This is a genomic window from Nitrosopumilus cobalaminigenes, from assembly GCF_013407145.1.
In the GTDB taxonomy this organism is placed as follows: domain Archaea; phylum Thermoproteota; class Nitrososphaeria; order Nitrososphaerales; family Nitrosopumilaceae; genus Nitrosopumilus; species Nitrosopumilus cobalaminigenes.
The window spans coordinates 1085358-1109720 of the sequence record NZ_CP026993.1 but is presented as its reverse complement, the minus strand read 5'-3'; the positions used below and the strand labels follow the sequence as shown (position 1 = coordinate 1109720).

Below are 24363 nucleotides of genomic sequence, written 5' to 3'. Positions count from 1 at the left end.
AGTTTATCTCCTTATTTGCCCTAAAAAAGGGTAAACAGAATTGATAATTTGACCAAATGATTTTCGGATTTGGTTTTTAATTATTTTCTTTTGATGTGATAAAATGTCTAATTGGAATGATTATGAAGAATCAAGTGTTCATAGTCATTTAGGCTTGATTCTATTTGGTTCAGCAGCATTACTAGCAATTATTCTATTTCTGATTTTTCATCCACAAATTGAGGAAATTAACCGAGAATCTCCAATTCTCATCAATATCATGTTTATCCCAGCAATGGCTGTAGGTTTCCTTTATGGTGTTCGAATTACCGAAAGAGCTGTTAGTCCATCAGAAATTAGAAGTCCATTGAAAAGATCAATTGTAAAAATATTCTTATTCTTTTTTGTTATAGGTGGGATGTTCAGCTCTGTAAACTTTGCAATTAATGGAGGTAGTATAATGCCTGATATTGCAATTTTAGAGGATGGATTAATTCCATGGGTTGATAGTTTTATTTCTGCAAACGGTGGTGCAACTTTTCTAATTATAACCAGTATTGGTTTGATGGCAGGTGCATCAAAACGAATTGTAGGGATGAATACTGGAATAATTAATAGAATTGTTACATTCGTTGGAACTTTTGTTTTTTTCACAATGCTTGTACTAAGTTTTACAAAATCAGATCCTACCTCATCTGGAGTTTTATTGTATACTTTTTACCAAGCAGGAATTGTTGGAGGAGCATTTTTTGCTATGAATCGCCTTACTAAAAATCAAAATATGCTTGAAGACTTTAGTCGTGGTTTTTAATTTATTCTGGAAGATCTACGTAAATTCCTGAAGCTTTGTTATTAATTCTGTCCCAGTATTTTTCACAACCATCTGTTTTGAAATCATTTTCTTTGCATGCATCAAAATGAGCTGTTTTATCTCTTGAAATATTATCTGATAATAACACATCATCTGCAGTAAATAGTGCTATGATACCTATCGCTGCTAAACTTCCAGCTACTGCAATCATGGAGTATCCCACTTTGGCATAATTGTGAGGGTCTTTCATTTACGGAAAATCCATAACTCTTGAATTTAATCTTTTCAAGTTGAACTTTTGCGATCAAATTTGTGGCACTAGGGATTTTTTTGAGAAAAGATGAAAAGAAAGTAGTCAAAAATACCTATAATGAGCATTCAAATTCTTCAATATGAGTTTCTAGGGCCAATTCCTCTAAAAGAATGGGGGCCTCCAATGGAAAAATTAGTCTATTTGATCCTCTCTAGGGATAAAGACAAATTCAATATTATCTATATTGGTGACTGCGAAAAGACTGAAGACAAGGCATTTTTTGAACAAAATCCTAACTACAAATGCTGGGTTGAAAAATCTGGCTCAGAGAAATCTCTCTATTTGGCTATTTTGCCATTATTCGAATCTAGTGCAGAAAAAAGACAAAACGTATTTAGCAAAATTTTAACTCATTACAAACCTCTTTGCAATGCTGCTGATATTCCTGAAACAAAACCTGATTATGTTGTAAGATCATCTGAAAGTACAGATTCTGAAAAAATCTCCTGTCTTTGCTGTGGTGCTGAAATGAAACCTGAAAAAGTTCTTGAGAAATCAACATTGTTTAGATGTACGGGTTGTGGATTGAGTGACACAAAAATTAATTCTTAACTTTGTTTTGAACCTCAAATAATTGTAGTGTTAGTAAATCTAATGCCTTTTTCATATGTTGAAATTCATTGATTGTATGAATTTGACCTTCAACTAGAGCTCTTTGTATTTTTATTGAATTTTTTTGGAATTCATCTGATGCAATAATTTCCATAGCGTTTAGCTTTGATAGTAAATTATCTAAATCTTTTATCATTTCTTCTGATGGTTTGTGCTTGTCCATGATTATCTAAAATTTTTTTGATATATGAATTGTTACAAAAGGTCTTCATCAATTTCTTGAATAGGATCTAAATATTGCTGACACGTGCATGTTGGGATTTGACATTTTCCTGCCCTCATTAGTGAATTGTTATTTTCACTTTTACTATGGGCTTCATCAGTATGATGGCATCTGTTACAATTCATACAAAAAACATATTGTTCTAATATTTAAGCCAAGGATTAAGGAATCAATACTGCTCTTGCTTCTATTTCTGAATCTTTTAATTTCTTGAGAGCTTCATTTGCTTTTTCTAATGGGAATGTTTGAAAAATAACCTCGATATTTTCTTTATCGCATATTTTGATTACTTCTTCCATATCTTTTGTAGAACCAATAAGTGTTCCACGAATAGTTTTTTCTTCAAATGCCATAAATGTTGGATTTTCTCCTACTGTGGCGATGACGATTAATCCTCCTTTCTTTACTGATTTGATGGCAGTATCAGTTACAATATCTGCTGGGGCAAATACTATGGCAGCATCCAATAACCCGTGTGTTTCTTTTAATTTATCTAGAAATTCTTGCTGATTCTCAGAAAATACCATTGCATCAGATGCCCCTAATCTCTTTGCAACATCAAGATGATTTTGAGATCTAGAAAATGCAATCACGTCACAATTTTCTACTTTTGCAAACTGTATTGCCATGTGTCCTACACCGCCAATTCCATAAATTCCAATTTTTTTATTTTGTTTTGGTTCTGCTGCTTTCACTGCTTTGTATGCTGTAATTCCTGCACAAAATAATGGAGCAGCATATGCTGCTTTCATGTTTTCAGGAACTTTGGTTGCAAAATCTTCAACCACTGTGATGTATTCTGTATATCCTCCTTTGAAAGATTCTCCTGTAATGATTGATGATTCACAAAGGTATTCTTTTCCTTCTTTACAATACTGACATTCTTTGCAAGCTTCTAGTAATGGAGTAATTCCTGCCCTGTCTCCCACTTTGAATTTTGTGACACTGTCTCCTATCTGTACTACTTTACCTACAACTTCGTGACCTGGAACTGTTGGTAATGTTGGAGGGATGCCAATATCTTTCCAATCTCCTTCTATTCCATGAAGTTGTGAATGACACACTCCACAGGCCTCAATTTCTAATAAAATCTCGTTTGATCTTTTAATTTCATGTTTATCTATTTCAGTTAATTTCAATGGGTTTGTTTCTATTTTCGCACATTCATCTAATACCATGGCTCGCATCTTTTCCATGATCTGGTAGATTCGTCACGAAATTTTAAGATTCGTTAAATTATTTAGATTTTATTGGTTTATCCTAAGCAATAGGCCTATCTTGTTTTTACGCTAAGATTTATTTGCAAAATTGATAATATCAAAAATATGCCTGAAATCACTGATGAGGATCGTGAAAGAGTGAAATTGTTACAAATTGTCACTAGTTCAAAACATGAATTCAAAAAACTCTCTTTGGAACAATTAAAACGACTACAAGAATTAGTTGAGAAAAAAGATTACAGTCATGACAAAAAGGCTCATAAATCAAAAGTAAAATTACTTGGAAAAATCAATGTCCGAATTTATGAACTAACTGAAGGCAAAGGGATTTGGAGTTAATTTCCTAATTAGGTACTAATATTGAAACAAATCTGAAAAATTATGGTTGAAAATAATCTCATCAATGAAAGTAGTCCTTACTTACTTCAACATGCAAACAATCCAGTTAATTGGTATGGTTGGAATGATGAATCATTAAAAAAAGCAAGAGATGAAAACAAACCTATCTTTCTTAGTATCGGATACAGCTCGTGCCATTGGTGCCATGTAATGGCTCATGAATCCTTTGAAAACGATGATGTTGCAGAGTTTATGAATGAGAATTTTATTAATATCAAAGTTGACCGAGAAGAAAGACCTGACATTGATGACATTTATCAAAAAGTTTGTCAAATAGCAACAGGTCAAGGTGGTTGGCCATTAAGCATTTTTCTAACTCCTGATCAAAAACCATTCTATGCTGGAACATATTTTCCAGTTTTGGATTCTTATGGCCGTCCCGGATTTGGAAGTATTTGCAGACAACTTTCACAAGCTTGGAAAGAAAAACCTAAAGACATTGAAAATTCTGCAGAAAGATTTCTTGGTGCATTAAACAAAGCAGAAGCAATTCAAATTCCTTCAAAGTTAGAGAGGACAATTCTAGATGAGGCTGCCATGAATCTATTCCAATTGGGAGATGCAACGTATGGTGGTTTTGGTTCTGCTCCGAAATTTCCAAACGCGGCAAATGTGTCATTTCTTTTTAGATATGCAAAACTTTCTGGTTTGAATAAATTCAATGAATTTGCGCTTAAAACACTGAAAAAAATGGCAAATGGTGGTATTTTTGATCAAATTGGAGGAGGTTTTTCTAGATATTCAACTGATGCAAAATGGCTTGTTCCTCACTTTGAAAAAATGCTTTATGACAATGCGTTGATTCCAGTAAACTATGCTGAAGCTTATCAAATAACAAAAGATCCTTTTTACCTTGAAGTTTTACAAAAAACACTTGATTTTGTTTTACGTGAAATGACTTCTCCAGAAAATGGATTCTATTCTGCATATGATGCTGATTCAGAAGGGATAGAAGGAAAGTACTATGTTTGGAAGAAAAGTGAGATTAAAGAAATTCTTGGAGGCGATGCAGATCTATTTTGTTTGTACTATGATGTAACTGATGGTGGAAATTGGGAAGGAAATAACATTCTATGTAACAATCTCAATATCTCTACAGTTGCATTTAATTTTGGTGTGTCTGAATCTGAGGTTAAAAAAACAATACATTCATGCTCTGAAAAATTACTCAAAGTCCGTTCCACTCGAGTTCCTCCTGGTTTAGATGATAAGGTCTTAGTGTCTTGGAATTCTTTGATGATTACTGCTTTTGCAAAGGGCTACCGTGTTACTGGTGATGCTAGGTATCTAAATGCTGCAAAAGATTGTATCTCTTTTATTGAAAATAATTTAATTGTAAATGAAAAACTATTACGAACTTACAAAAATGATGTGGCAAAAATTGATGGTTATTTGGAAGATTATTCTTATTTTATCAATGCCTTATTGGATGTATTTGAAATTGAACCTGATGAGAAATATCTCAAACTCTCTATAAAATTGGGCCATCATTTAGTTGATCACTTTTGGGATTCTGAAAATAATAGTTTCTTTATGACTTCTGATGATCATGAAAAACTGATTATTCGACCTAAGAGTAATTATGACTTGTCTTTGCCTTCGGGAAATTCTGTATCAGCATTTGTGATGCTCAGATTATATCATCTCTCACAAGAACAAAGTTTTCTTGAAATTACTACAAAAATAATGGAATCTCAGGCACAAATGGCTGCTGAAAATCCGTTTGGATTTGGATATCTACTAAATACAATTACAATGTATATTCAAAAACCTACAGAAATTACGGTTATCAATTCTGAAAATTCTCAAATCTGCGAGTCTCTTAATTTAGATTATTTACCAAATTCAATTTTAATTACAATAAAAAATCCTTCTCAACTAGATTCTCTTTCAAAATATCCTTTCTTTGCAGGAAAATTATTTGAAGACAAAACTTCGGTTTTTGTTTGTAAAGATTTTACTTGCTCTTTACCATTACGCACTATTGAAGAAATAAATTCAAATCTTTAGACTTTCTTTAAATCTACTTCTATAATATTCCCAACTTGAGGTCTTCCCATGTTGTCATATCTTCCTTTTGGCATTCCGATTGTAATTTGAGTTTGTTGATATGTTTTTACATTAACTGTTGGCTGTGCTTGTAAAATTGCTTCTAATAATGGCATTACTTGCTCTTTGGTTTCTGCATCAAGTTTGTTTGAAACATTCTCTATGATCATCTGTTTTTGGGAGATAGGTTCAGTTGAAATATTTTCAACTAGTGATAGTTGTACTATTTGACCATTATCAACAATTTGTGTAATTTTGAATTCATTTGTATCTGACATGATGTTGCTCAGGTTTAATGATGATTTATCTTTAACGAATTGAAAAATACAATGCAACAACTGCTGTTACAACTGCTGAAGCCACTCCTAAAAAAAAGATAATTTTACTTCCATCTACATTCATAGTGGTTATTTTTGATAGTTGGAATTAAACTGTGCTAATTTTCATCTTTTTGAAATCAACTTACTGATGATTTCTACGTAAGTGTTTTAATACAAAATTACTACTGTTTGTTATCGCATACTAACTGTATTCATACACCTGCGATAGTACGACCAGTCCAACAGGAGTCATAATGGGTGCCCATTTGGGCACTCTTTTTAATTATTTTCCGAGTCTGGCTTTTCAGGCTCGGTTTTAGTATCTTGATTAACTGTATCTGATTTTGCGGGATCCAGGATTGCTTTTTTGATTAATGCGGCTCTTTCTTTAATTATTTCATTAAATTCTCTCATATCATCTAAACTCGGTGTTTGTTGCTGATTTTGGCATGCCTGCAAAAATCCTGAATATACACATCCTGTAATTATTCCAAATGCTGTATCTGGAACTGATTCAATTTCTGGAACAAAATTCTCTGCAATCTGTTTGTATGATTCTGATTCACTAATGTAATAATCAATCAAACTATCGATGAAATCTTTGTTCTCTTTAGAAATTGCCATCTGTTTTTTCTTAATTTTCTAGTTTATTTAATTGTCTTTGATTAATCGTTTATTTATTCATGAATTATTTTCAAATTGTTGTGGAAATTAGATTCTGATGAAGATTTTTTTCGAATATATGATTCCAAAAAACTGGTTGCTGGATATTTTGATCCTGATTATGGCAAAATTTTCCCTAAAGAAAAATCTGAAGAAATTATAGAATCTATGCTGAAAAACCATGATAAAATTTCAGGTGGGGTGATGATGGTTCCGCTTGTAAAGTTTAGACTATTTGATACCGATTTGGATACTTCGTTAACTAACGTTGAAGAACAAGTTACTAGAGTAAACACCCATTTACAAAAATGGAAAAAATTCATGAATGATACTAATCATGATGCTCATTCAGTAAGAATTTCTCATACTGATCAAGATATGCTAACAATTGCATTTCCTATTACTTTTTCAACTCCTACTCCTCTTGAAAAGAAGGCTTTAGAAAAAGAACTCTTTGAAATATTGGAAAAATTAAAAAATTCTGAGTTACTTTGATTTTTAATTTATGGTAGATGGTCTTTCTTCCACTTTTCAGCCTCATTAAAGCAGTTAAACCACTCTACTTCAAGTTCATCTGAATCAAATTCATTCAATTCATTTTTGAATTCTAAATCACACTTTGATTTTTTATTTTCTGATATTTGAAGCACTTTTTGTTTTAGTACATTATCTGGAGGTGAAAATTTATCTGCCTCATCAAATTCTATAATTCCAGCTTTAGCTAGTTGAAATTCTACCAATCCTAGATTTTCATATTCATATGCTTCTTGAATCTGTGTGTCTGATCTTACTTTTGCTGATTCATCTCCTGTTGTAATCCATTTGATATATTCAATATCGCTATCCAATTGTGTTTCAGATGAAATCTTGAATAATTCAACTGAACTTTCAAACAATTCTGGTGTGTCTAATACATCGTATCTTGATATTATTTTTTCAAATTCTGCTATGTGTTTTTCATAATAATTTAACAATTCTTCTTTAGTAATGTCTCCTTCATCCCATTTGGTTTTTTCAGAATAAAATTTGGTTTGTAATTCTGCAACATCTATTTGGATCTGTGCAAGCTCATTTCCAAATTGAAATCCTTTCTGTTTTGTTTGATCTGCCGAATAATTGTATGCTATGATTGCAATTATGATGATAACTCCTATTGCAACAATTGAAATATTCTGTATTTTATTTTTCTTCAAAGATAATCTATGTAATTCCCATCTTCATCTAATTTTAATTCAATTAAAAATTCTGTACCACTGATAAAAGAGTCATTTCTAGTTGTTCTGACTCTTCCGATAACAAGTTCATATGGCCAAATTTCTACTACGATTGCGCCTACTTTTGCAGTTGGTGTTTCTGTAATTTCCATATCTTCACGTTTTACTCCGTGTCTTTCAAGCATGTGAATGGCGTGATTTAGTAGGGGTTCTGGATTGTTATAGTTTAGTACCCAAACTTTTCCTTCATAATCAATTTTCTGCAATTTGAAACAATCCTGAATTTACTCATATAACAATTATTCGGGAACTATGACATTTAGTGTCATTGTACTGACCACTCTTGAAAGTTTTCTAATGGTTGCAATTACTTTTTCAAATCCATCTTGATTTTCAGTTTGAATCTCTGCAATTACATCATATGCCCCAAAAGTAAGATATGCGTTGGTAATATCTTGCATTTGTTTTAATTCATCTACAATGTATTCTTCGGCCCCTAAGTCACAATTTAATAAAATGAATCCTTTGTGCATTGGTTTATCTTGAATTAATTACGTTGTTCAGGTCTTTAAGTTTTACAGTATTACCATCTACTACGTCCGCCGTAGCTGTTTCTATTTCCTTCTCTATCATTTCTTCTTCTACCCCCTCTGTCGTCTCTTGGATTTCCTCCTCTTCTAGAACCTCCATATCCACCAGAACGTCCTCCTCTGGAATAGTTGGATCTTGATTGTCCGCCATATCTTCTTGAAGGTGTTTGTCTTTTTAGTGGGTCTGGAATTGAGATTTGAATTCCCATTTCTTTATTTAAATCGGTAATTGGAACTTTGATTTGACGTTTGACTAGATTCCAATCTCCTACTGATGAATATGAAACAAATGTTATTGCTCTTCCTTTTGCACCTGCTCTTGCAGTTCTTCCAATTCTGTGGAAGTATGCCATTTCTTGATTTGGTACATCGTAATTTACTACTAGTTCTACTCTTGGTACATCAATTCCTCTTGATGCTACATCTGTTGCAACAAGAATGTCTGCTTTACCGCTTCTAAATTTACCCATGGATTGCTCTCTTCTGTGTTGTGACATGTCTCCTTCAATAGCTACTGCATTGTATTTTTCTTGATGGAGAAACTTTGCAACATCTCTAGTTCTATATTTAGTTGAACAAAATACAATAATTTGTCCTTTAATTGGCTTGATAAAGTCAATCAGATACTTGAATTTGTCTCTGTCTTTGATTACTAAATATGATTGGTCAATTCCTTCACCACTGAGATCATCTGCATCTAACAAGAATTGTTTTGGATTATTCAAATATTCTTCTGAAAGTCTTAAAATCTCTGTTGGCATTGTTGCAGAAAACAATGACATTACTCTTTGTTCGGGTGCTAAATCTAAAATAAATGAAATATCATCAACGAATCCCATATCTAACATGGTATCTGCTTCATCAAGAACAATGTGAGAAATATCTCTCAGTTCAATTGAACCTCTTTTGAGATGGTCAATTAATCTGCCTGGAGTTGCAACAACAATTTCAACTCCTCTGTGCAAGGCATCTAATTGAATTCCCATTCCTTGTCCGCCGTACACTGTAGCTATTCTGATTCCTGTATGTTTTCCAAATTTTTTGATTTCATCGGTAATTTGCATAGCAAGTTCTCTTGTTGGTGCCATGATCAAACCTTGAATTCCTTGTTTTGGTTGAATCTCTTCTAACATGGATAGTGCAAACGCTGCGGTTTTTCCTGAACCTGTATGTGCTTGTCCTACAACATCTCTTCCTGAAAGTAGTACTGGGATAACTGCTTCTTGAATTGGAAATGCTTCTTCGAAACCTTGATCAGTAATTCCTTTCAGCACATCGTCGCTTAATCCTAAATCTTGAAATTTTGTCATTTTGTTTTTTTCTCTTTGGCAATGACGAAAAAGCTCATTGCCCACTCGTCATTATTCTGATGCTCAATGCCGTTTGTGGTCTAATAAACGCTTGTTATTTTTTTATGCATCTAATTGAGCGTCAATTACTTTTTTGAAACTCTCAAATGGTTGGGCTCCTTTCAATTCTACAAATCCTATATGATCATTACCGATGAAAAATCCTGGCGTTCCAGTGACTCCATAATCTCTTCCATCTTCAAGATCTTTTTTGATTTCTTCAATGTGTTTGCCACTTGTTAAACACGAGTCAAATACTTCTTGGTCTAAATTCATCTTAGATGCATATTGACTAAACAATGATAATACTGCTGCTGTTTCCATTTTATTCCATTCACTTTGTTTTTCAAACAATATGTCATGCATTTCTTTGAATTTGTTTTGATCATTTGCACATTCTGCTGCAACTGATGCTGGTAATGCATTTGGATGAATACTCTGAATGGGGAAATCTCTGAAAACTAATTTCACTTTGCCTTGTTCAATATATTCATCAAGAATTGCGGGTAATGTTTGGGAGTTGAATCTTGCACAGAATGGACATTGAAAATCTGAAAATTCTATTATTGTGATAGGTGCATTTGAATCTCCTATGATTGGATCATCATCTGCTGAAATTTTTACTGGCGCTACTGCTTGTTTTGTATGTAATTGATTTTGTAAGAGTTTCAATTCTAATTTTGATAATGCCTTTTCAAGATCTTGCTCTGAAATTTGGTCAGAATTTAAATTTGATGTATATGATCCTGCAAAGAATGAAGCAATTCCTACTAATATGATAACTCCTAAAATCAATCCATTAAATGTTGATTTTTTGACTGTAACTTTTTGATTGCTAACTTCATCAGAACTCATTTTCATTTATTCAAAATCCAGCATACTTATTCGTATTGCCAAATCTTGAATTAAAATTTTATAAAATTAAAAGCCAATGACGGGATCTGAACCCATGACCTATTGATTACAAATCAATTGCTCTACCAGGCTGAGCTACATTGGCACGAAGTAAAATGAAATTTTTGAAGGTTTAAAGTGTTACCTGTGGTTGGTTTGAAAATAAATTTATTCGAAAATCGCTAAATTCACCGTCAGTTTATAATATTCCTGTCTTTTGATACTTGTATTGAGATACATCGAACCTACTAGGGTCAAGTTTTTGATGATAATGTTTTTTGCAACTGGGTCTCTTGGTATTATTATTGGATTGTCTCCTGTTGCCGGACCTCAACAGACTCTAATGATCACTTTCATGGGTGTCATAAATATTGGATTAGGTGCATTTTTCGCATTTATCTATTTGACACAAGTCAAAAAGGATCCTGACAAAAGAAAGAAAAAAAGGAAAAATTGATCAATCTTAAAAATCTAATTTTAAAAATTCAGCCTATGTTTCAATTAAAGTATAAATAATAATTATCTATCAACAATTCAGAAATGTTAGATTTAGTTGCAAAAAATTTGTTTCTTACCAAAGGAAAGGGCGTTCACGAAGATAGATTGACTAGTTTTGAATATGCTCTTAGAGATGCTGGTATTGCAGGTACTAATCTTGTATTGATTTCAAGTATATTCCCACCTAAAGCAAAATTAATTTCTAGAAAAGAAGGACTGAAAAAAATTTCTCCTGGACAAATTCTATTTACAATTTATTCAAAAAATCAAACAAATGAACCTCATAGAGTTTGTTCTGCATCTGTAGGTCTTGCTCAACCAAAGGATACTACACGATATGGGTATCTTTCTGAATATGAGGCCTTTGGACAAAATGAAATTCAAGCTGGTGATTATGCTGAGGATATTGCAGCACAAATGCTTGCATCATCTTTAGGAATTCCTTTTGATGCTGATAAAGCATGGAATGAAAAAAGACAACAATGGTCAATTTCAGGAGAAATTTACAACACTCATAACATTACTCAAGCTACAAAAGGCGATAAAGATGGAAAATGGACTACTGTCTTTGCTGCTGCAGTTTTGTTATTGTAATTATTTTTTGTATCCTTTTAGATAAAACAGTGATGCTGCTATTGCAACTATGGTGATAATTACTACAACTACAATTGATTCATCAAATTCTTGTTTCTCTTTTTGTAGATTAATTCCACCTAAAGAAAATTCTAGTTCTTGATTACTCACAGATAATTTTTCACCAAAAATATATTTGCCTTGTATTCTTTGTCCTTCTTGAGGATCAAAAACCCACCCTTCTTTTGTAATGTCTGTTGGGATTTCTTCATTATCTATGGTTTGTGTTGGTACAATGTTGCCTCTGACATCTGAAACATTGGTGTTTTCAGAGGATAAAATGACAACTTGGATGATTGAGTTTAGTGGATAAAATCCAGTACTGAAATAATCTGATCTTTGTAGATTTTCTATATTGAGAAATTCTAATGGTTTGATATTTGAAATGTCTGATGCTTTGTTTGGATAGTCTACTGATAATTTTAGTTGTAATAGTGATTTTGAATCTAATGGAATCCATGAAAAGGTCATTTTTGAATTTTCATCTGATGATAATTTTTTAGCAACATCATAAAATCCTCCACTCTCTCTAATTATTTTTGGCAGTAGGATTCCTGAGATTTTTTCATACATGGAACTTGTATCTTCCATTGGCAATGTGTACACTGCAGAAATCATACCTCTTCCTGAAATAATTCCTGATGTTTCTAGTGCTAGGTTTGATACATCATCACTATGTAGAAAAACTGAATGAAATTTGGCATTGGTATCAAAAACCTGATTAATCTTATCTATGTATATGCTAGAAATTTCTTTTGTTGAATCTTGAATTGCAATAATTCCTTTATCATCAGGATTTCTAATTACATTAATCATTATGCATGATTCATCAACCACTCCTAATACACATTGATCTTGGTTTGTCAAGATGATTGCTTTGATTCTAGGATCTGTTCTAATTTCTTGTTCTAATTCTGCAGGAATTTTTATTTCTTGAATACTTGTACTTTGCAATGTTATTGATGCTGTAACATTTTGTGAAATTGTTTTGTCTATCACTATCTGTGCAGTTTCTTGAAATGTGGAATGACTAATTTCTTGAGAATATGCAAAATTTGTTGTAATTCCAATCATAGTTACTAAAACAACTAATGAGAAAATCATTTTTTGCATGTGTACCATTCTAAAAATGAAATTATTAAATTTACTCTTATTTTGTTATAACGACTCTGTTTTGGATATCTTTTTTTAATTTCTTAATAAGAATGCCTTATCTCGTAACTAATATCACTATGAATGTGATATCCATATGATATGGCACTAATTCCATTTTTAGTTGATCTTTTCCTACATCCTGTAATTCAACTAATTGCGGTATTGTGTGCATTTGGAATTGGGTTATTCCAAGGAATTATACTTGGAAGGGCAATTCTAGTTAGATTTCCTCGTCTACAAAACCACGTCAAAACAGTATCTGTTACCATGTTTGTTCTATTTTTGATAAATGCAATTTTGAGTGTTCCTCGTTTTGCCTCTCCAGAAAAAATTAGTTTGTCTACTCTCTCTGCAAATAGTCCTGGAGAAGTTGCATCATCTCTCTTCTTGATTTTTGGGATGAATACGGGATTTCTAACTGTGTTGGCAATTTCTGTAACTGTAATGAGTTTTGTTTTGTTGAAATTTACAAATCTTAATGGAATTACCAAAGGATTTGTTTTTGTTTTCAGTGCATTAATTTTGATATTGACTGCTGTCAGTAGATTTACTGATCTTACTCCTAGTACCTTTGAGGTCTTACTATACTTCCTGTATCAACTAGGCATTACCATTGGAATTTTGATGGGCTCTATTAGAAAGATCAAACCTAAAAAATTAGATTTAAAATAATTTCAAAGGTTTAAATCGGATTATCATTGTCTTTGAATTGACATCGAATTCAAACCGTTCGGGGAACAAGCCGGCAGTCCATGCGTTGGACTGTCGGCCCCATTTATTCTAAAAATCTAGTTTAATGATGATAATGTCTTTACTTGGTTTTTGACATAATCAAATCCTTCTTGCCAGAATTTGGGACTGGTAATGTCAAATCCATATTCTGCAAGTAATTTTTCTGGTTTTTTAGAACCTCCTGCTGCAAGAATGCTGATATATGCTGGAACAAAGTCTTTACCTTCTTTTTTGTATCTCTGAAATAAAGACAAAGCTAGTAAATTGCCAAAAGAATATGCATAGCAGTAAAACGGAGTATGGTAAAAATGAGGAATACAACTCCATTCTATTGCAAAATCATCTGTCAAGCTTACAGAATTCCCAAATTGCATTTTGAGGTTATTCAAATATGTTTTTGATATCTTATCTATTGTAGTTCCATCTCCGATTTGTTTATGGACATCGACTTCAAAGATTGTGAAAAATGATTGTCTTAGAATTGTTGCATATAGATCATCTATTTTTTCTGATAGCATGGTTTTTTTCTCATCATCTGAAATTTTGTTTGATAAATTATCATACAGGAGTAATTCTGAAAAAGTTGATGCTGTTTCAGCTAGGGGCAATGGTGCATCTTGAACAAGGATGGATCTATCTTGTGCAGCTTGACTATGAACAGCATGACCTAATTCATGGGCTAGTGTGAATACGTCTCTAGATTTACCGGTAAAATTTACTAGGACATATGGCGTAATTTTTGGAGTCAGAGTACTACAAAATGCTCCATCTCGCTTTCCTTGTCTTATTCCTGAATCTATGTGATTTTCATCAAATACTTTTCTTGCATATCCTTCTAGAGTACTGCTGAATTTTCCTAGTGATTCAAAAACTAATTTTACTGATTTATCATATGAATAATTTTTCTCTTTAATGTTAGCAGCAGATGGAGCATACAAATCATATCTGCGAAGTTTTTTCATTTTTAGCATCTTTGCTTTTTGAGCAAAGAATTTTTGAAAAACTGGAGAATTTTTCTTACATACTGAGAGGAGGGAATCTATTGTTTTGTCATCTACATCATTCCCAATATTACTCATTGATATTGGAGATTTATATCCCCTAATCTCGATACCTTCATCTTTCCAATTAAGAACAATATTTTGATAAATCTCTCCAACAACTCCTTTATTTTCTGAATATTTTGAAAGAATTGTTTTGTATGCTGTCTCTCGAATTTTTGGATTTGTGCTTCTGACATAGTTTGTTAGTTCTTCTCTGGTCATAATTTTTGATTTGTTTCCAACTTTCATTTTATATTCAAAAGAATTTGTTATCTTGTCATACAGTTTTACTAGTGCAGAAATTCCTGTCACATCCAAGGTATTGATGATTCTTTCTTCAGGTTCACTAAGTGCATATTTTGCAAATAGTCTTTTATGAGATAGGTATTCGGTAATTTCTCCAGCATCTTTCATGAGCCTTTTTGCATTTTTATCATCAACTTGTGTTTTCCACCATAAATCAAAAAATAAAATCTTGTTTGAAATTTCAGAACCAAGTTTTGACATTGTTGTCATTAATGATGTTGCTTCATCTGACTGGGTATCTGAAGAATATGATAGAGATGCATAACCGCCAATCTTACTCATTTTTTCAGAAATTTCTTCTACTTGTTTAAGAATATTCATAAATTGTTTTGATGACATTTTTGGATTAAGTTTAGATTTAATTTTCTCAAACTTTTTTGCTAATTGTTCAAGTTCTTGAATTTGTTTTTGAAATGCAGGACTTTTTGGATTTTTTGCTAATTCTGATAGATCCCATTTACCTAATTGATATGATGACATCTGAGTCTGGTGATTTCTAACTATTAAAAAATGAATATCTGATTTGAATTCTTTTCATATTTTCTTATTTTTAGAATTTTTTGAGAAATTTGTTAAAATTTGAATTTTTTAAAGATTCATTCCTAAAAAATAGGCTCGATCTTTTTCTTGAAAATCCTGAAATAAGTCGTTTATATAGGAAATGAATAGCACAAAAGGAGTAATCTTTATGGTTCAAGAAACAATCAATGCAGATTCGACCTGTGGTCGTTGTGGAAAAAATTCCATGCTAACTGACAATGTTACCGGAGAACGATTCTGTGGTAAATGCGGTTATGTGATTACTGAAACATTACAGGATTCAGGACCTGAATGGAGATCATTTTCAAAAGAAGGTGGCGCAGATCCGACTCGAACAGGAGCCCCTACATCACTTGCAATGCATGACCGAGGTCTTGCAACTATTATCAGTCCAATGAACAAAGACTCCTCAGGAAAACCATTAACCTCTACAATGAAGAGTACTATTGAAAGACTACGAACTTGGGATAGTAGAAGTAAAGTAAATGCTTCATCTGATAAAAATCTCAGACAAGCATTAAGTGAATTATCTACATTAAAAGACAAATTATCATTATCTGACGCAGTTATTGAAAAAGCATCTTACATTTACAGAAAAGCATTAGAGAAAGGACTTGTTAAGGGTCGTTCTATTTCTGCATTAATTGCTGCATCTCTTTATGCTGCATGTAGAGACACAGAAACTCCTAGAACTCTAAAAGATGTTTCAGATGCAGGTAACATAAAGAAAAAAGATATTTCAAGATGCTATAGAATTTTACACCAAGAATTAGAACTAAAGATGCCTGTTGTAGACCCTGTACAATGTGTTGCAAGAATTGCAAGCTCTATTGGAATTACAGAAAAAACAAAACGATATGCAGTTAAAGTTCTCAAAGATGCTCAAGCTCATGAAGAATCTGCAGGAAAAGATCCAATGGGATTAGCTGCAGCAGCACTATACTTGTCTTGTGTTAAAAATGGTGAGGATAAAACTCAAAGAGACATTGCAGAGGCAGCAAATGTTACAGAAGTAACAATTAGAAATAGATACAAAGGCTTGAGATTAGACCAAAATATGGATATGATGGGAGGAAAATAAGAAAATGACTCAAACTAAACCTGTAATTGCAATTGTAAATGTTGTAGCTTCTGCAACAATTGAGCAAAAATTAGACCTTGTAGATATTACTAAAAAATTCCCTGCTGTAGAATATCACCCAGAACAATTCCCAGGGGCTGTTTTCAGATTAAAAAACCCAAAGACTGCAACACTTCTCTTTGGTTCAGGAAAAATGGTATGTACAGGCGCAAAATCTCAGGAATTAGCAGAAACTGCTGTATTTGAAGTGGTGAAAATCTTACGAAAAGGAAAAATCAAAATCAAAAATGATCCTATAGTTTCAATTCAAAATATTGTATCTTCAATCAATCTTGGAGGAAAGGTAAACTTGGAGCAAGCTGCAAGAACACTTCCTAGAAGTATGTATGAACCCGAACAATTCCCAGGATTGATTCATAGAATGCTTGATCCAAAAACTGTCATTCTAATTTTTGCATCAGGCAAATTGGTGTGTGTTGGTGCAAAACTTGAAAAAGATGTTCATCGTTCAGTTAACCAAATTCATGCTCTCCTTGAAGAAAAGGGACTAATGGTTTACGATTAGAATCTTAAATTAAATTTTTAATTTTTATCAATAATATTCTTCATGAATGTAACACCACTTCCAGATTTTTTCTGGAACTGCTTGCATTACTGGATGGCCAGTTTCTTCAAAGTGTTTAGTGGCATGTTTTCCAATCGATGAATCACAACATCCTACATGTCCGCATGTAAGACACATTCGAAGTGCAACTACTGGTAAATGTTCTTGCTCACACTCTTGACAATTTTTAGTATTTGGAGAAACTTTGTTTTCTTGAGAAAAATGGTCGCACTCTTTGGCCATGCTAATATTTTTTCAAAGTGTCTCTATATCTTTTGATAGATTCTATAATTACAACTTTGGCTTCTTTGGCTGATTTCCACCCTAGTATTTCCACTTTTTTTCCTTCCAAATCTTTGTACACTTGGAAAAAGTGTGCTATTTCTGAACGATAATGGTCTTCAATGTCTGTAATATCTGCAGTGTGCAGGTATCTTGGGTCATTTGTTGCAACACAGATGATCTTGTCATCTAATTTTCCATCATCTTTCATTTGGAGTAGGCCAATAGGTCTTGCTTCAATTAAAATTCCTGGGTATGTTGGATTTGTTACTAGAACTAGTGCATCAAGTGGGTCTCCGTCATCAGATAATGTTTGAGGAATTAGACCATAATCTCCTGGATAGTGAAAAGGTGAAAACAAAACTCTATCTAATTTTATCATGTTATGTTTTTTGTCATATTCGTACTTGTTCATGGAACCTTTTGGAATTTCTACAATTGCATTGATAATTTCAGGAACATCAGTGCCTGATTCTATATCGTGCCAAAAATTCTTACTCATTTTCTAGCTCTTCGTTTGGATATTCAGTATATGAATTCTATGAAAGAATTTGGGTCTTTTTAATTTAGTAAAAATCTTTTATCATGTGTAATTGTGATTTTTTCATGGCAAAAATTGTAGTTATTGTGGGCTCTGTTAGATCTGAGAGAAATGGAATCAAAGTGGCAAAATGGATTGTATCTAAACTTGAAGAGAAAGGCCATTCTGTATCTCTTGTTGATCCTGTGGAGTTAGATTTACCCTTGCTTGATAAAATGTACAAAGAGATGGAGTCCCCGTCAGAAAAATTACAACAACTACAAAAAATTATCAAAGAAGCTGATGGATATATGCCAATTACTCCAGAATACAATCACAGTATTTCATCAGCATTAAAAAATACATTAGATTATTTTCTAGAAGAATATTTTTTCAAACCTTCAGCAATTGTTTCTTATTCTGTGGGTTCATTTGGAGGTGTTACTGCAGGAAATCATCTCCGACAGGTTTTAGCTGAAATGGGCACTTTAGCTATTTCTTCACAATTCCCAATTTCTAAAGTTCATGAAGTATTTGATGATGATGGAAAGTTATTGGATAATAATTATGAGCAAAGAATTTCTAGATTTTTAGATGAATTTGAATGGTATGTATCTGCATTATCAAAAAAGAGAGAGTCTGGGACTCCGTATTGATTATACTAAATCATTAGTATTGGGAATTACTTTGTAGATTTTGACAGTATATTCTCCTTGGAAGACATTGACAAATTCATTTGTATTCAAATCGAGATTTCTAACTCTGAACTTGTATTCATAAGAACCATCTCCTTTTGCGTCTACTTGGGCAAAGTGAATTGGATCTTCTCCTTTGTAAAACTGAATGATGATTGGGTATCTTTCAGCAACATCTGATGCTCCTCCCCTGATCGTTCCCCATGGTAATTCATTATCTTCAGGAACATTCATTGTGGTAACTGTCTTTTCTAAACTAACTTCTTCGTTAATTGGAGTTACAGTAACTTGGCTTGATTCGGCAGAAATACTTCCTGGAATCATTAGGGCTCCAAATACTGTCATAATAGACGCCATTAACAAAAGATTTGTTTTTGCATTCATTTCATTACTCGTTTTTCAAAGTCATTTAAAAAATTTATTACTAATTTATACCAATTTTGATTAGGGCAATTCTTCCTCTAAATCGCAACATGCTTTGTGAACCCATTGATCTTTGGAGTTTTTTAGAATCTCTTTCCCTGTCTTGATTGTATCTCCGCATTCTACACATTTGCCGTTAAATCTGGCTTTCATTGGTATTCTTTGATTTTGGCCCCTTTAAACCAGCCTCATTGTATAATTTAGGCAAAATCGCCCAAAAAAATATCGAGATTTTATCAAAAATAATATGTCTATTCCCTTTAGAGTCAGTTGTAAAGAGAAATGGTGATTGTAATTGCTTAGTGAAGAGGATCTTATAGCCCGAATAATGAAAGTTAAGAGTCTAAAGGAAAATTGCTTCAAATATCTTGAAGACGTGTCAAAGGAATTACTGACGCAAAAAATCCTTTTTGCAATAGCTGAATTAAGTGCTGAAAAAATGGGACCTGTAAAACTATCTGAAATAGCAGAAAAAACAACAGGAGCTCATGACAAATCAAAACAAGATTTGGTTCGATTAACCATAGAGAAGTCTCTTTTAAAATGTGGATTAGCTGAGAAGCTAAAATATGCATCAAATGATGTTAGATACATTTTGACTGCATACCGATTTCAAAAAATCAAAGAGATTGACAGCTTTAGAGGTGAGAGCTCACAGCCTATTGGTGATGTCTTTGAATTACCAAAAAATACTTGGCCTATCTCTGATGAATTTTATTTATTATTAGCAAAAAAATACGGATATGAACAATCATTAAAAAAACTGCATTCTGATTTTGACTCTGATGTGATTCCCCGTGGAAAATATGAAACACTAAACAGTGATTACAAAAAATCCCTTGATCAAATTAATGAAAAATTAGATTCAAAATATTCTGGATTAGAAGCATTGGTGGTATCTGAATCATGAAACTATTGATTATTTCAGGTTTAGTTTTAACTATAATTTTTGCTAGTCTTACAAGTGATTTTTCATATGGTCAATTTTCAAATCAAAATACTCTAAAGGTAAGTTTTGAAAATAACCTTCTTCCATCATATGAAGTTCCATTAGTTTCTGGACAAACATACACTCTCTCACAGAATCATTCCTGGGTTCAAGATGAAACCAGTCGGTTTAATCTTGTGTCTTATACTTTGGATGGTGAGACTGTAAAGCTTTCAAGAACTGCTAGAGGTGATTTTACCCTGACAATCCCTACTGATTCTTCCCATAATCTTGTATTTTCAGCAGTCACTCAATATGCCCTAAGTGTAGAGGGAACAAATGATTTTTCTTTTCTTCCTTCTTCACCAACAAATGACAACTGGTTTGATGCAGGAACTGAAGTTTCAGTGAATGTTCAAAAGACAACTGAAATTGAACCAAACAAGGTTCGACAAGAAATCACTGGTTGGTCTTTAGACAAGGCAGAATTTTGGAATGTAGATGATGATGGTTCTACATCATTTACAACTCCACCAATAACCCTAAATGAGTATCATCAAGTGGACTTTTTTACTGCATATCAATACAAACTCAATGTAATTTCTGACTCTGGGGAAACTACTGGAAGTGGGTGGTATGAACAGGGAGAAACCGTGCCAATTGGCATTGATGCAGGAAGTGATGGAGTAATTCTAAATTCAGTTTCTGGATGGGAAGGTGCAGATGTTACATATGATGGAAATACTGCTCAAGTATTCATTGATGGTCCTGTCACAGTTTCAGCCAAAGTAGAGAAAAACTATTCTCTAGTAATTGGATTGATTATAATTCCCATTTTGATTATTGGTGCAATCGGCTTTAGAAAATTCAAGAATAAAGTACCTGTAGTTGTAGAGGAAAAACCTGTAGAGCGAATTGTAGAAAAAGTCATTGAAAGAGTAGAGGAACCTGAGAAAAAATATGAAGATGGATATGACAAGAAACTATCTGATTATCTATCTGAACAAACCAAATCAAAACTAGATGAAATGCATTCTTCTGAAATTATATCTGATTCAAAATATTCAAAAATTACTTAGGTGATTTGTAATTTTTACTTTCTTTCTATGATACTGTAAGTCTAAACGTATCTTCTACAAATCCGCCTGCTGTGTCAGTAGCTCTGATAGTGATATCGTAGACTCCTGTTTTTCCAGCATTGACATCTACTGTTATTGTAGTATTGCCATCACTAGTTATGGCATTTACCAAATTACCTTGACCTGATACCTTTGAGTCTGTTCCAGTGTATGTCATTTCTGAATCAAGATCTTCCACATCATCAAAGTATGCTGCAACATTAATTACATAATCAACTCCTTCACCTGTACTATCGTCTGGGATGCCTCCTCCTGTAACTGTTGGAATTTCATCTCCACCAGTAGCTGTCATGACTCTATCCAGTCTAAATGACTGAACCTTGGTCTGAATTTCCCATGACCCATTCACATCTGGTGTGAAACTATCCGGTTGTGTTCCTTGGAATACATTTGCGTTTGATCCAAAGTAGACTGTACCGTTTGGTGCAATCAAGTTAAATTTAATCTGACTTGAGATGTCTTTACAATTGTTTCCTATTGCAGTGAAATCATCAATGAAATGCTCTTGACCTACAATAAGTGATGCAGTAGAGTTGCCATCGGTAATTCCTTTGGTTCCACAGTTAGGATTGCCTCCTTCCTTGGTAGCTGCTTTGATCTTTCCTGGTGCTTCTCCACTCTTTCCTGGATATGCGCCCATCTTACCTTTACCATCTCCATTACCTTTGTTAGTTCCATCAAAGTTCATTTCAAATACATCGTCAATTTGTGCTTCATAGGAATTTTCATAGAAGTCATCCATACTTTGCTCAAAGCTGGCTGAATAATCTTCAAATTTCTTTGCTTGACCTGGTGGAATGTTAGCTAATCCTGGTGGTAAATCTTCTAAGATTTCCCCTTCGTCTGTTCCAAATAATTTAGCTAATCCTGGTGGAATACTTCCTAATCCTAATCCATTACCCTGACCATTTGCTTTGCCAATATCTGATGCACTGTCAAATCCTGGAATATCCTCAGGTGATTCAAATTTGTTATCTTCAGTATTGTCATTTTCTTTGTTTTGTCCTGGTGCATTTGCACTGTTTCCTGGTGCTTCATCTCCACTGTCTGCTTTGTTTTGTCCTGGTGCATTTGCACTGTTTCCTGGTGCTTCATTAACGCCATCTTCTGGTGTCTCACCATCACCTGTTTCTTCATTATTGTCAGTTGTAATATCTTCTAAAATTTCTTCTAATTCTCTAATGTCTTTTTTAGTTTGACCTAGATTCTTTTGTTCCTCTACGTATTCTTCAATTAATACTGCACTGTTTTCATTTGCAGCATCTTGAATTTTTTGTAAAAGATCATCTTTGATTTGATTTGCTAATTCTAATTTTACTTGTGCATCAGGAACAACTCCATTTGCCAAAAGTGTTTTTGCTAAATTGACTGATTCATCAAATTCTCCAAAATCAATACCCTCTAAATTATTCAATTTGGCTAATTCACGATATTGTCCTACCTCTTCATCAATTGATGTGATTGCTTCTGAAACTGCAAATGTATTAGCAGCTGAAATTTGCTTGAAAATTCCTGGTGGTACTCCTCCTACTCCTAATCCTTGGCCATTCTCTATTCCGGAATCTGAAGCACTACCAATTCCTGCTCCAAAACCAGGTGTTAATTGGCCTGGTGTGGGGCTAGATTCAGAAATTTCTTCTGCTTGCAGTTCGAAAAATGCCATGGTTTGAACCACATTTTGTTTGGCAGCAACTACATCATCCCCATTAATTAGATCAACTGCTTCCTGATATTCCTCATCTACCTGGATTAATCTGACTGTGATCTCTTCCTGGTCTAATCCTGAATCAGTTATTGATTCTACAATATTTTCATAGGTGATATCAAGAACCATTCTGAGTGGTGATTCAGATTCAGAATCTGTTTGGGCAAAAGCTGAAGGTAAACTAACTGTTAATACGAAAAGTGCAATTAGGCCGAGAAGACCGATTTTCAATACTGAATTATAGTTACAATTGGATATAACCGACCAGTTCGATTTCTTCACGCCTTTGGTTCGAAGAATCCTCATACCTTGATAACATATTACAAATGGGAAAACAAAATACATTCCAATGTTCATTAGGATGACACTGATGCCTAATCCTAAAATTTCTTCATCCGTTTCTGCATATTCCATTACAAAAAGAGATGATAACAATGGAGTAATTCCAATTTTTACAATTTCTTTAAACAATTGGTTTTCTCTTTGCAGATCTGCTACATGTGGTGAGAATGAATAGTAGAACGAATTGAATCCTGTCATAAATGATACTCCTGAATTAGTATTCATCAACTGATTATCTCTAATTTCTCTTAACAATTGAACTTGAGGTGCCATCTCTGTTCCATATGTTGCAGTTGCAATCAGACAACCTCCGCCCTCTTCTGTTTTTTCAGATGTATCGAGAATTTTTACTAAACCCTTCTCATGAGGATCTATTCTAATCCATGAGTGTGTTGAATTTTTATGAAATTGACTAAAATCCACTTTTTCACCGTTTAGTAATGCGTCATTTGGGTTTGTCATTATTTCTGTAGGAATGATTGTCAAAACAATTGCCTTGTCTTTGATGATAAATTGAATTTCATCTGCATTTGCAGAAAACTCTTCTATTTTTGCTGCAGTTATTGTCTCTATTTTGTATTCTGTATTCTCAACTGGAACAAAAAACTCCTTTGATGTGACTGGTCTGATTGAGAAACTCAGGGAAATGTCTCCTGGAGGGAGAGTATATTCACCATCTGAAATTTCAATTGGGATTGTATTTAGAGATACAAGTTTTGAGAGTGGGGGTAGGTTAACTCTGGATTCAACATTGCTATTGTATTTGAGCCTGAAAACACCTGATTCGTAGGATAGGATATCTGCATTATATTTTAAATCCACTGACGACGCACCTAGAGTCGCAATTTTTAGTAAATCTTCATTTTGAGATGTTCCGAGAAGTATATTCTCTTCATCAATTGCTAACAAATTTGAAATGTTTTCAGAAATGACCTTTACGTCTACTGTTGATACAAATGTCTCTGGGAATAATGATTGTGAAACCTTTGCTTTACCTTCAGAGGTGACTGTGATGAATATCTGCTCACTTCCTAGTTGGGCCAAACCTGCAGTAATTCCAACTGTTAATAGCAGAATGACAATGATTTGTAATTTCATTGT

General features: G+C 33.3%; 31 protein-coding genes and 1 tRNA gene. 13 read left to right on the top strand and 19 right to left on the bottom strand.

Going from position 1 to position 24363, the window contains the following annotated elements; all coding sequences use genetic code 11:
- Nucleotides 1–103: 103 nt before the first annotated feature.
- Nucleotides 104–790 carry a hypothetical protein gene (locus C5F47_RS06875; RefSeq protein WP_179360359.1) on the top strand — a complete coding sequence of 229 codons (687 nt, stop codon included), beginning with the start codon at nucleotides 104–106 and terminating at the stop codon, nucleotides 788–790.
- 1 nt (nucleotide 791) lies between these two features.
- Here C5F47_RS06875 and C5F47_RS06870 read toward each other — a convergent pair whose 3' ends face one another.
- Complete coding sequence (locus tag C5F47_RS06870) at nucleotides 792–1040, bottom strand: hypothetical protein (RefSeq protein ID WP_179360358.1); 249 nt, start codon at nucleotides 1038–1040, stop codon at nucleotides 792–794.
- A 120-nt stretch (nucleotides 1041–1160) separates the two neighbouring features.
- On the opposite strand from C5F47_RS06870, the gene C5F47_RS06865 reads away from it, so the two are divergent.
- Nucleotides 1161–1655: a hypothetical protein gene (locus tag C5F47_RS06865; protein ID WP_179360357.1), complete on the top strand. Its 495-nt coding sequence runs from the start codon at nucleotides 1161–1163 to the stop codon at nucleotides 1653–1655.
- Here the strand turns inward: C5F47_RS06865 and C5F47_RS06860 are convergent.
- The 3 genes from C5F47_RS06860 to C5F47_RS06850 are packed head-to-tail and all read right to left on the bottom strand — an operon-like array spanning nucleotide 1645 to nucleotide 3134.
- Complete coding sequence (locus tag C5F47_RS06860) at nucleotides 1645–1878, bottom strand: hypothetical protein (protein WP_179360356.1); 234 nt, start codon at nucleotides 1876–1878, stop codon at nucleotides 1645–1647. The two genes, C5F47_RS06865 and C5F47_RS06860, sit on opposite strands and share 11 nt — an antisense overlap.
- A 32-nt stretch (nucleotides 1879–1910) precedes the next feature.
- Complete coding sequence (locus tag C5F47_RS06855; protein ID WP_179360355.1) at nucleotides 1911–2063, bottom strand: hypothetical protein; 153 nt, start codon at nucleotides 2061–2063, stop codon at nucleotides 1911–1913.
- A gap of 36 nt (nucleotides 2064–2099) precedes the next feature.
- A complete protein-coding gene (locus C5F47_RS06850; protein ID WP_179360354.1) occupies nucleotides 2100–3134 on the bottom strand; it encodes an alcohol dehydrogenase catalytic domain-containing protein in 1035 nt (344 codons plus the stop codon).
- Between the two features lie 129 nt (nucleotides 3135–3263).
- Between C5F47_RS06850 and C5F47_RS06845 the strand changes: the two genes are divergently transcribed.
- Together C5F47_RS06845 and C5F47_RS06840 are read left to right on the top strand one after the other, a co-directional pair.
- A complete protein-coding gene (locus C5F47_RS06845; RefSeq protein WP_179360353.1) occupies nucleotides 3264–3497 on the top strand; it encodes a hypothetical protein in 234 nt (77 codons plus the stop codon).
- 42 nt (nucleotides 3498–3539) lie between these two features.
- Complete coding sequence (locus C5F47_RS06840; protein WP_179360352.1) at nucleotides 3540–5567, top strand: thioredoxin domain-containing protein; 2028 nt, start codon at nucleotides 3540–3542, stop codon at nucleotides 5565–5567.
- Here C5F47_RS06840 and C5F47_RS06835 read toward each other — a convergent pair.
- Nucleotides 5564–5884: a hypothetical protein gene (locus C5F47_RS06835; RefSeq protein ID WP_179360351.1), complete on the bottom strand. Its 321-nt coding sequence runs from the start codon at nucleotides 5882–5884 to the stop codon at nucleotides 5564–5566. The genes C5F47_RS06840 and C5F47_RS06835 overlap by 4 nt on opposite strands.
- Before the next feature lie 321 nt (nucleotides 5885–6205).
- Complete coding sequence (locus C5F47_RS06830) at nucleotides 6206–6550, bottom strand: hypothetical protein (protein ID WP_179360350.1); 345 nt, start codon at nucleotides 6548–6550, stop codon at nucleotides 6206–6208.
- Nucleotides 6551–6625: 75 nt separating this feature from the next.
- Between C5F47_RS06830 and C5F47_RS06825 the strand changes: the two genes are divergently transcribed.
- Nucleotides 6626–7084: a hypothetical protein gene (locus C5F47_RS06825; RefSeq protein WP_179360349.1), complete on the top strand. Its 459-nt coding sequence runs from the start codon at nucleotides 6626–6628 to the stop codon at nucleotides 7082–7084.
- 8 nt (nucleotides 7085–7092) lie between these two features.
- Here the strand turns inward: C5F47_RS06825 and C5F47_RS06820 are convergent, their stop codons facing one another.
- From C5F47_RS06820 to C5F47_RS06795, 6 genes are all read right to left on the bottom strand, one after another.
- Nucleotides 7093–7782: a hypothetical protein gene (locus C5F47_RS06820; RefSeq protein ID WP_179360348.1), complete on the bottom strand. Its 690-nt coding sequence runs from the start codon at nucleotides 7780–7782 to the stop codon at nucleotides 7093–7095.
- Complete coding sequence (locus C5F47_RS06815) at nucleotides 7779–8069, bottom strand: hypothetical protein (protein WP_179360347.1); 291 nt, start codon at nucleotides 8067–8069, stop codon at nucleotides 7779–7781. Before C5F47_RS06815 ends, C5F47_RS06820 begins: the two co-directional genes overlap by 4 nt.
- Nucleotides 8070–8102: 33 nt before the next feature.
- Entirely contained in the window at nucleotides 8103–8336 is a 234-nt protein-coding gene (locus tag C5F47_RS06810) for an Lrp/AsnC ligand binding domain-containing protein (protein ID WP_179360346.1), read from the bottom strand.
- 50 nt (nucleotides 8337–8386) lie between these two features.
- Nucleotides 8387–9703: a DEAD/DEAH box helicase gene (locus C5F47_RS06805; protein ID WP_179360345.1), complete on the bottom strand. Its 1317-nt coding sequence runs from the start codon at nucleotides 9701–9703 to the stop codon at nucleotides 8387–8389.
- Between the two features lie 102 nt (nucleotides 9704–9805).
- Nucleotides 9806–10597, bottom strand: a complete 792-nt coding sequence (locus C5F47_RS06800) for a DsbA family protein (RefSeq protein WP_179360344.1) — start codon at nucleotides 10595–10597, stop codon at nucleotides 9806–9808.
- A 71-nt stretch (nucleotides 10598–10668) separates the two neighbouring features.
- Nucleotides 10669–10742, bottom strand: a tRNA-Thr gene (locus tag C5F47_RS06795).
- A gap of 159 nt (nucleotides 10743–10901) precedes the next feature.
- On the opposite strand from C5F47_RS06795, the gene C5F47_RS06790 reads away from it, so the two are divergent.
- Nucleotides 10902–11093 carry a hypothetical protein gene (locus C5F47_RS06790; RefSeq protein ID WP_179361813.1) on the top strand — a complete coding sequence of 64 codons (192 nt, stop codon included), beginning with the start codon at nucleotides 10902–10904 and terminating at the stop codon, nucleotides 11091–11093.
- A gap of 83 nt (nucleotides 11094–11176) precedes the next feature.
- Entirely contained in the window at nucleotides 11177–11728 is a 552-nt protein-coding gene (locus C5F47_RS06785; RefSeq protein WP_179360343.1) for a pyruvoyl-dependent arginine decarboxylase, read from the top strand.
- Here C5F47_RS06785 and C5F47_RS06780 read toward each other — a convergent pair whose 3' ends face one another.
- Nucleotides 11729–12880 (bottom strand): hypothetical protein, encoded by a 1152-nt coding sequence (locus C5F47_RS06780; RefSeq protein WP_179360342.1) that lies wholly within the window; start codon nucleotides 12878–12880, stop codon nucleotides 11729–11731.
- 141 nt (nucleotides 12881–13021) lie between these two features.
- Here C5F47_RS06780 and C5F47_RS06775 point away from each other — a divergent pair, with 141 nt between their 5' ends.
- Nucleotides 13022–13594 carry a hypothetical protein gene (locus tag C5F47_RS06775; RefSeq protein ID WP_179360341.1) on the top strand — a complete coding sequence of 191 codons (573 nt, stop codon included), beginning with the start codon at nucleotides 13022–13024 and terminating at the stop codon, nucleotides 13592–13594.
- Nucleotides 13595–13710: 116 nt separating this feature from the next.
- Here the strand turns inward: C5F47_RS06775 and C5F47_RS06770 are convergent, their stop codons facing one another.
- Nucleotides 13711–15483, bottom strand: a complete 1773-nt coding sequence (locus tag C5F47_RS06770) for a M3 family oligoendopeptidase (RefSeq protein WP_179360340.1) — start codon at nucleotides 15481–15483, stop codon at nucleotides 13711–13713.
- A gap of 208 nt (nucleotides 15484–15691) precedes the next feature.
- Between C5F47_RS06770 and C5F47_RS06765 the strand changes: the two genes are divergently transcribed.
- Both C5F47_RS06765 and C5F47_RS06760 read left to right on the top strand, forming a co-directional pair.
- The gene (locus C5F47_RS06765) at nucleotides 15692–16624 is read left to right on the top strand and encodes a transcription initiation factor IIB (protein ID WP_179360339.1); all 933 of its coding nucleotides are present in this window, start codon (nucleotides 15692–15694) and stop codon (nucleotides 16622–16624) included.
- A gap of 4 nt (nucleotides 16625–16628) precedes the next feature.
- Nucleotides 16629–17189 (top strand): TATA-box-binding protein, encoded by a 561-nt coding sequence (locus C5F47_RS06760; RefSeq protein WP_179360338.1) that lies wholly within the window; start codon nucleotides 16629–16631, stop codon nucleotides 17187–17189.
- 27 nt (nucleotides 17190–17216) lie between these two features.
- On the opposite strand, the gene C5F47_RS06755 is transcribed toward C5F47_RS06760, so the two are convergent.
- Together C5F47_RS06755 and C5F47_RS06750 are read right to left on the bottom strand one after the other, a co-directional pair.
- Nucleotides 17217–17471, bottom strand: coding sequence for a UBP-type zinc finger domain-containing protein (locus C5F47_RS06755; RefSeq protein ID WP_179360337.1), 255 nt, complete (start codon nucleotides 17469–17471; stop codon nucleotides 17217–17219).
- 1 nt (nucleotide 17472) lies between these two features.
- Nucleotides 17473–18012 carry an inorganic diphosphatase gene (locus C5F47_RS06750; protein WP_179360336.1) on the bottom strand — a complete coding sequence of 180 codons (540 nt, stop codon included), beginning with the start codon at nucleotides 18010–18012 and terminating at the stop codon, nucleotides 17473–17475.
- A gap of 104 nt (nucleotides 18013–18116) precedes the next feature.
- Between C5F47_RS06750 and C5F47_RS06745 the strand changes: the two genes are divergently transcribed.
- Nucleotides 18117–18686, top strand: coding sequence for an NADPH-dependent FMN reductase (locus C5F47_RS06745; RefSeq protein ID WP_179360335.1), 570 nt, complete (start codon nucleotides 18117–18119; stop codon nucleotides 18684–18686).
- Here C5F47_RS06745 and C5F47_RS06740 read toward each other — a convergent pair whose 3' ends face one another.
- On the bottom strand, nucleotides 18687–19109 hold the full coding sequence (locus C5F47_RS06740) for a hypothetical protein (RefSeq protein ID WP_246271060.1): 423 nt from the start codon (nucleotides 19107–19109) through the stop codon (nucleotides 18687–18689). It abuts the gene before it with no gap.
- Between the two features lie 60 nt (nucleotides 19110–19169).
- On the bottom strand, nucleotides 19170–19301 hold the full coding sequence (locus C5F47_RS09815; protein WP_281361072.1) for a hypothetical protein: 132 nt from the start codon (nucleotides 19299–19301) through the stop codon (nucleotides 19170–19172).
- Nucleotides 19302–19443: 142 nt separating this feature from the next.
- Between C5F47_RS09815 and C5F47_RS06735 the strand changes: the two genes are divergently transcribed.
- Together C5F47_RS06735 and C5F47_RS06730 are read left to right on the top strand one after the other, a co-directional pair.
- Entirely contained in the window at nucleotides 19444–20058 is a 615-nt protein-coding gene (locus C5F47_RS06735) for a hypothetical protein (RefSeq protein WP_179360334.1), read from the top strand.
- A complete protein-coding gene (locus tag C5F47_RS06730; RefSeq protein ID WP_179360333.1) occupies nucleotides 20055–21155 on the top strand; it encodes a hypothetical protein in 1101 nt (366 codons plus the stop codon). Before C5F47_RS06735 ends, C5F47_RS06730 begins: the two co-directional genes overlap by 4 nt.
- Before the next feature lie 25 nt (nucleotides 21156–21180).
- Here the strand turns inward: C5F47_RS06730 and C5F47_RS09850 are convergent, their stop codons facing one another.
- Nucleotides 21181–24360 carry a CFI-box-CTERM domain-containing protein gene (locus C5F47_RS09850; RefSeq protein WP_343045157.1) on the bottom strand — a complete coding sequence of 1060 codons (3180 nt, stop codon included), beginning with the start codon at nucleotides 24358–24360 and terminating at the stop codon, nucleotides 21181–21183.
- Between the last annotated feature and the right edge of the window lie 3 nt (nucleotides 24361–24363).